Source organism: Streptomyces calidiresistens (assembly GCF_014141525.1).
Taxonomy (GTDB): Bacteria; Actinomycetota; Actinomycetes; order Streptomycetales; family Streptomycetaceae; genus Streptomyces; species Streptomyces calidiresistens.
In genome coordinates this window covers 1-6480 of sequence record NZ_VKHS01000263.1, presented here as the reverse complement: position 1 = coordinate 6480, position 6480 = coordinate 1, and the positions used below count along the sequence as shown (strand labels likewise).

The window sequence follows — 6480 nt, the reverse complement described above, 5'->3', positions numbered from 1 at the left end:
CCCCGAACCCCCGTCCCGGCGCCCGCCCGTGCCGCACGGCGTTCGAGGCCAACTCCGCCACCAGCAGCGTCACCGCCTCCCCGTCCTCCGTCGAAAGCCCCCGCCCGGACAGCCACACCGCCACGGCCCGGCGCGCCGTCCGCGCCCCGGCGGGCGATGACGGGAAGGAGGCACGGAATGCGGGGGACGGGGCGAGCGGCGGCGCGGACACCGGGGGAGAGCTGTGCATGACCCCGAGCCTGGCGCGGCGGACCACCGGAACGGAAGGTTCGACGCTCGTACGCGACGAGCACTGTACGTGAGTGGTGTGTGACGAAACGTGGACGCGGCGCGTCGATCGGGAGGAGGATGGGTGACGAACCACCGCGTCCGATCCCGGGTCACGAAAGGTGCGCACCATGACGGATGGTGAACCGATGGAGGAGGAGAGCGGGGCGCACGACCTCGTCCGCCTCGTCGGACGACAACTCAAGACCCTGCGATTGCGGGCGGGCCTGGAGCGCGAGGAGTTCGCCGACCGCATGGGGTTCAGCCCGCACACCATCGCCTCCATCGAACAGGGGCGACGTCGGCCGCCCGGGCCCGACTTCCTGGACCGGGCCGACGACCTGCTCGACGCGGGAGGGGTGCTCAGCGCCGCCAAGCACGCCGTCTCCCGCACCCGACTACCGGCTTTCTTCCGGGGCGTGGCGGGCCTGGAGGAACGCGCGGTGGAGTACCACTCGTATGAGAATCAAGTCGTTCCCGGTCTGCTCCAGACCGAGGAGTACACCCGAGCCCTGTACCGAATGCGCCGCCCGGCCCTGGACGATGACACGGTGGAGGGCCACGTGGCCGCGCGGATGACGAGGCGAGGGTTCCTGGACCGGACCCCACCGCCGACGACGAGCTTCGTGATGGAAGAAGTCGTTCTGCGGCGCCCTCTCGGCGGGAGGGAAGTACTCCGCGGACAGTGCCGCCACCTGTTGGCTCTGGCGGCCCGGCGGAACATCGAGATCCAGGTTCTCCCCACGGATATCGACGACCACGCCGCGTTGGGCGGCCCCCTGGTGCTGCTGCGACCCGGCAACGGGTCGATGGTCGCCTACCTGGAGGTCCAGAACGCAAGCGCGTTGCGAACCGACCGAAACGCGGTCCGTGAGATCGCACAACGGTATGAGACGATCCGGGCACAGGCGCTGACTCCGCGCGAAACGCTGCGATACATCGAGAAGTTGGTGGGGGAGACGTGAGGGACATGCCTTCCGGGTCCACGGCCTTTCCGCTCGACTGGCGGAAGAGCAGCTACAGCAGTAGCGAGGGCGGTGATTGCGTGGAGGTCGCCCTCGCGTGGCGGAAGAGCAGCCACAGCACCAATGAGGGCGGTAACTGCGTGGAGGTGGCCGACTGCCCCTCGGCCGTGCACGTCCGGGACTCCAAGAACCCCGGCGGGCCCTCCCTCGCCCTCCCCCCGGCGGCCTGGGCCGCCTTCCTCACGGGAGGAAGGCGTACAACCCGGTGGCATCGCGCGTGAACTCCTGAAAGGCTCGCGCGCATGGTCTCGATGGTGCAGAACGTGGCGATCGACTGTGCGGATGCCTATGAACTGGCCCGGTTCTGGAGTCGGGTGACCGACCGTCCACTGCATCCGGAGGACCGGCCGGGGGAGCCGGAGACGCAGGTGATGTTGGCGGAGGGCCCGGTGCTGCACTTCAACCAGGTGCCCGAACCCAAGACGATCAAGAACCGGATCCATCTGTGCCTGCGTCCCGAGACCTCGCGGGACGAGGAGGTGGAACGGCTGATGGCCCTCGGTGCCGGATTCGTCGCCGACCACCGGAACCCGGATGGGTCCGGGTGGGTGATCCTCGCCGATCCCGAGGGCAACGAGTTCTGCGTTCTGCGCGGCGAATCCGATCGGGCCGCGATGGATTCCTGACGCCACCGCACCGGTTCGGCCGCTTCCCGTCGTCCTCCCGGTCACGGGCGGTGGCCCCCGACATCGAGGTGCGGTCGGGAAGCCGACACCGTGTTCGGGTGGGCGGAGGTGTCCCGCCGGCCCGAGTGCGTGAGGACGAGCACGCCGGCCGGGTCGATGGTCGTCTTCCCCCCCCCCGGGGCCCTGCGTGTTCACGGGTGGACGATGCGCCGCTCGGCATCGGTTCACCACGTCGATTCACCACGACGCCGGTGCCCGAACCGCCCCCGCTATCCGCGGACTCCGTAGGCGCGCATGAAGGCGTGGACACCGTCGACCATGATCGTGTGAACACGTGTGGGGTCGGCCCGCAGGTTCTGGCGTTCGTTGTAGGCGAGCAGCATGGTCAGCGCGTTGAAATGGTCGGCCGCCAAGCGGGGGTTCTCGGCGTCGAGCAGTCCTCGTTTCGCGAAATGCGCCATCCGTTCGGCGAGCGCGTCGGCATGGGCGTCATCGAGCGGATGGTTCTCCAGTTCGGGCAGCAGTTCCTCGTTCTCGGAGATGAGTTTGACGGTGGCCGCGTATTCGCTCGAATCGGTCATCGAGGCGGCCCGCCGAAGGGCGAAGTCGGTGAGGGCCTGTTCGAGGTCCGCCGTGTCGTCGATGGGAGCCGCGTCCGAGAGGTGCTCGGCGATGGCCGACCGCAGTGAGGCCAACAGGGATTCGCCCGCCTCCTCGACAACGCCGAGCAGGAGTCCGCGTTTGTCGCCGTAGTAGTCGTAGACGGTCCGCTTCGAGACGGCGGCCTCGGCGGCGACGGCGTCCATGCTCGTGCCACGTACCCCGTGGCGTACGAACAGCTCGCGTGCCGCCGCCAGGATGGCTTCACGCTTGTGCGCAAGCCCCTCTCGGACGGCTCGGGTGCTGGGGGTATTGGTCACTTTTTCTCCTCCGGAGCATCCTACACTGCCCGGTGTACCAGCTACACGGTACGGTGTAGTGTGGCCGCATGGGTTCCTCTTTTCCCACCGAACCGGCCGAGCCGGGCGGGGGTGGTCGATCGCCCGCCGTCGGCCTCGTGCCCGAAGTCCGATGTCCCGGTCGGCCTGCCCGACACGACGATCGTGAACACCATCCCGGACGCCTCGCGCGACGCCTTCGGCGCGACCGTGGCCGAGGCGCCGCGGAATGCCATCGGGGTCTTTTCCGCCGCCTTCCGGTGGGCGGTGGGAGCCGGCGCGATCCCGCCGCTTCCCGTCCCCTTCATCACGGGACGCGATCGGAGCAACCATGAGTGACGCGCACGCCCCCCTCCGGGTGCGGGGGTTGACCAAGCGCTACGGGAAGGTCACCGCCGTCGACGGACTCTCCTTCGGAGTGCAACCCGGCCTCGTGACGGGCTTCCTGGGCCCCAATGGGGCGGGCAAGAGCACCACGCTTCGCATGATTCTCGGACTGGACCGCCCCACCGAGGGGAGCGCGACCATCCACGGGAGGCGCCTCGCGCAACTGCCCGATCCGATCCACACCGTCGGAGCACTTCTCGACGCCCGCGCCGCGCACCCGCGCCGCAGCGCTCTGGACCACCTCCTCGCGATCGGCCGCGTGGGACGAATCCCGCGCGCCGAAATCGACCGACTCATCGACCTCGTCGGCCTCGCCCACGCGGCGACGCGCCTCGTCGGGGGCTTCTCGCTCGGCATGAAGCAGCGGCTCGGCATCGCCACCGCACTGCTCGGCGACCCCGGGATCGTGATCTTCGACGAGCCCCTCAACGGGCTCGACCCCGAAGGCATCCGTTGGGCCCGCAACCTCATCCGCGGACTCGCCGCCGAAGGTCGAACCGTTCTGTTCTCCAGTCACCTCATGGGCGAAATGGAACTCACCGCCGACCACCTGCTCGTCATCCATCGAGGACAACTGCTCGCCGACCAGCCCCTCACGACGTTCATCGAGGCACACACCACCGCGCACGTGCTGGTCCGTTCCCCGAATCGCCAAGCGCTGGCCGATGCCCTCCGGGCCGCCGGACTGGAGGTCGACGAAAGCGATCCGACCCGTCTCGTCGTTCCGCGAACCGACACGGCCCGGGTCGGCCACCTCGCCGCGACGGCCGGCATCGAACTCGCCGAACTCAGCGGCCATCGCGACTCCCTCGAAGACGCGTTCCTTCGCATGACCCGGCCCACCGATCGGAAAGTCCGAGAACCATGAACCCTTTCGCCATCGAAGGGATCACCACCATCCGTATCCGCCGGACGGCGACCGCCGCCCTCGGCGCCCTGCTCGCCGGAATCGTGAGCGGTGCGCGGCATGTCCGCCGGAACCCCTCACCCGCGCGCACGCGACAGACACGGCGGCCCTCGCCCGAGCGGGCACGAGCCCCGGAGCCCTTCATGTCCGTCGAAGCCGGGCCGGCCGGCGGCCCCCGGAAACACCCGTCCTCGAAGCGGGTCGGAGGAGCGCTCCTCTTCGCCGCCACCCACCACCGTCACGGTGCCCCCCGCCCGGCACGAGCCGCCCATGTCCCCGCGGAAGCCGGTGCTCGGAACGGCGATCGGCAGAAGGGACCACGCCACCGCGGGTTCACGAGTCTCATCGCCTCCGAATGGATCAAGACCCGCAGCGTCCGCGGCACATGGGTCACCGTGGCCGCCACGGTGCTCGTCACCGTGGCGATCGGCGCCCTCGGCATCAGCGGCTTTCTCGGCGAGTGGACCGAGGAACTACCCGACCCGTGGGATCCGACCGGGAACGGGCTCAAGGGGATCCTCGTGGGCCAGCTGCTGATCGGAATGCTCGGCGCTTCGGCCATCACCGGCGAATACGCCACCGGCATGATCGCGACGAGTCTCTCCGTCGCCCCCGGGCGCCGCACGCTGCTCGCCGCGAAAGCCGTCGTCGCCACACTCGTGGCTCTCGGCACCTCCGTGCTCGCCGTTGGGCTCGGCTTCGCCGTGACCCAAGCCCTCGTCGCCGCGGCCGGCCTGCCGGCCGCCTCCCTCGCCGCTCCCGGAGTCGTCGTCGCTCTGCTCTGCGCGGTCGCCTACCTCACCCTCACCGCCCTCCTCGGCCTGGCGTTCGGCGTCATCACCCGATCGTCCTCGGGAGCCCTCGCGATCATCGTCGGAATCTCCCTCATCGCACCCGCCGTCCTCCCGGCCCTCCCGGGAGGACTCGGTGGGTTCTTCTCCACCTACTGGCCGACCACCGCCGGACAGGCCGCTTACACCGTCGCCGACACCGGTGGGACGAGTCCTGCGGTCGGGATCGGCATCCTGGCGCTCTTCACCCTCTGTCTCACCCTCGTCTCCCACATCACCCTTCACGTGAGGGACGCCTGAGGAGGGGCCTGTAACCGCCGGTGACGGGTGGAACGATTCCGGGGTGACCGGGGTGACCGGTGCGATCGCGGGCTCGGAGTCGTGCCGAGTGGTTCTGCCCACCGGGTTGGGCTCTCGGCGGTTCGGCAAGTCGGTCACCGGGCCCCGGTGTGAGGGGACCGGTCCTCTTCACGGCCGCCGCTCGTGGAACCCGCCGTCGGAGGGCCGGGTCCTGCCGGCCGGCGCGTACCGGCGGATCGACCTCCTCCCGGGCGTGCCGGCCGGCGCTCCCGCCGGTCAGCCGGCACGCCCGGGATCGTTTTCGGAGCAGCCCCCCGGCCCGATGGCCGCCCGCGGCACCTCCACGACGAAGAAGATGAAGCAGGTGCGGGTCGCCAGGTCGTCGAATTCCTCGGGGAACAGTTCACGGGCGGCCGGGACGGGCTGTGGCTCGTGGACGCCGGTGAGGCGGAAGCCGGCGGTGGTGAAGGCGTCGACCATCGCGTGCAACGGCCGGCGCCAGAACCTCATCGGGGTGGAGCGCCCGCCGACTCCCCAGTCGATGGTGTAGTCGGTGGTCGCGAAATAGTCGGGCCGGGGATCGCTGATCGTGTAGGCCACGAAGGGGTGGTCCAGCGACGCGATCAGCCGGCCACCGGGCTTGAGCACCCGTCGCAACTCGGCCAGGGTCGGACCCCAGTCCTCCAGGTAGTGCAGCACCAGCGAGGCGACCACGTCGTCGAACGCGGCGTCGGGGAACGGCAGGGGGTCGCGCAGGTCGGCCACGTGCAGGTCCGCCTCCTCGCCGAGGCGTCACCTCGCCAGGACCAACATCCCGGCACTGGCGTCGATGCCGGTGACGACCGCGCCGCGCCCGCGCAACGCGGCGGCCAGGAGGCCCGTGCCGCAGCCGGCGTCCAGGATCCGCCGGCCCGCCACGTCCCCGGCGAGGGCCGGCATCGCGGGCCGTTCGTAGTGCGCGTTCACCGGGTTGTTCTCGGTCTCCGCCGTGTACGCCTCGGCGAAGCCGTCGTAGTCGTTCACCCGGATGGGTTCCACGGGTTGGGGCGAATTCCCGGATAAGCCGGTCGAGTGGTCCATCGTCGCAGCGTAGTCCCCGAACCCGCTCGACAGGGACGAGTTGGTCCGACCTCCGGGAAACGGTGGTTCCGACCGCCCGTTCGTGGCGGATGGGGCCCCCTCGGCCGGCGGGCGGGCCGATGAGGTGGTGTCCTGGCGGGGTGGACAGTGCTGTGAGGG

At 70.1% G+C, this 6480-nt stretch carries 8 protein-coding genes and 1 pseudogene; 6 read left to right on the top strand and 3 right to left on the bottom strand.

Annotation, left to right across the window (positions count from 1 at the left end):
- Positions 1-229: ATP-binding protein (locus tag FOE67_RS30640; protein WP_369075291.1), on the bottom strand; the 229-nt coding region annotated here is incomplete at its 3' end.
- Between the two features lie 169 nt (positions 230-398).
- Between FOE67_RS30640 and FOE67_RS12775 the strand changes: the two genes are divergently transcribed.
- From FOE67_RS12775 to FOE67_RS12765, 3 genes are read left to right on the top strand one after another with little or no spacing between them, the layout of a single operon-like run.
- A complete protein-coding gene (locus FOE67_RS12775) occupies positions 399-1232 on the top strand; it encodes a helix-turn-helix domain-containing protein (protein ID WP_182663687.1) in 834 nt (277 codons plus the stop codon).
- A 5-nt stretch (positions 1233-1237) separates the two neighbouring features.
- Positions 1238-1513 (top strand): DUF397 domain-containing protein, encoded by a 276-nt coding sequence (locus FOE67_RS12770; protein ID WP_182663685.1) that lies wholly within the window; start codon positions 1238-1240, stop codon positions 1511-1513.
- Positions 1514-1534: 21 nt separating this feature from the next.
- Positions 1535-1918: a VOC family protein gene (locus FOE67_RS12765; RefSeq protein ID WP_182663683.1), complete on the top strand. Its 384-nt coding sequence runs from the start codon at positions 1535-1537 to the stop codon at positions 1916-1918.
- Between the two features lie 269 nt (positions 1919-2187).
- Here FOE67_RS12765 and FOE67_RS30390 read toward each other — a convergent pair whose 3' ends face one another.
- Entirely contained in the window at positions 2188-2838 is a 651-nt protein-coding gene (locus FOE67_RS30390; protein ID WP_323384842.1) for a TetR/AcrR family transcriptional regulator, read from the bottom strand.
- A gap of 111 nt (positions 2839-2949) precedes the next feature.
- Between FOE67_RS30390 and FOE67_RS30385 the strand changes: the two genes are divergently transcribed.
- Genes FOE67_RS30385 through FOE67_RS12750 form a run of 3 tightly spaced genes read left to right on the top strand, consistent with a single transcriptional unit; the run spans position 2950 to position 5241 of the window.
- Positions 2950-3195, top strand: a complete 246-nt coding sequence (locus tag FOE67_RS30385; protein WP_323384840.1) for a hypothetical protein — start codon at positions 2950-2952, stop codon at positions 3193-3195.
- Between the two features lie 19 nt (positions 3196-3214).
- Complete coding sequence (locus FOE67_RS12755; RefSeq protein ID WP_323384838.1) at positions 3215-4111, top strand: ABC transporter ATP-binding protein; 897 nt, start codon at positions 3215-3217, stop codon at positions 4109-4111.
- Positions 4108-5241, top strand: a complete 1134-nt coding sequence (locus FOE67_RS12750; RefSeq protein WP_323384836.1) for an ABC transporter permease — start codon at positions 4108-4110, stop codon at positions 5239-5241. Before FOE67_RS12755 ends, FOE67_RS12750 begins: the two co-directional genes overlap by 4 nt.
- A gap of 276 nt (positions 5242-5517) precedes the next feature.
- On the opposite strand, the pseudogene FOE67_RS12745 reads toward FOE67_RS12750, so the two are convergent.
- Positions 5518-6321 (bottom strand): annotated as a pseudogene (locus tag FOE67_RS12745) (class I SAM-dependent methyltransferase).
- Between the last annotated feature and the right edge of the window lie 159 nt (positions 6322-6480).

Coding starts and splice junctions, on each gene's coding strand:
- FOE67_RS12775 (WP_182663687.1), top strand. CDS start 399: ATGACGGATGGTGAACCGATGGAGGAGGAGAGCGGGGCGCACGACCTC.
- FOE67_RS12770 (WP_182663685.1), top strand. CDS start 1,238: ATGCCTTCCGGGTCCACGGCCTTTCCGCTCGACTGGCGGAAGAGCAGC.
- FOE67_RS12765 (WP_182663683.1), top strand. CDS start 1,535: ATGGTCTCGATGGTGCAGAACGTGGCGATCGACTGTGCGGATGCCTAT.
- FOE67_RS12750 (WP_323384836.1), top strand. CDS start 4,108: ATGAACCCTTTCGCCATCGAAGGGATCACCACCATCCGTATCCGCCGG.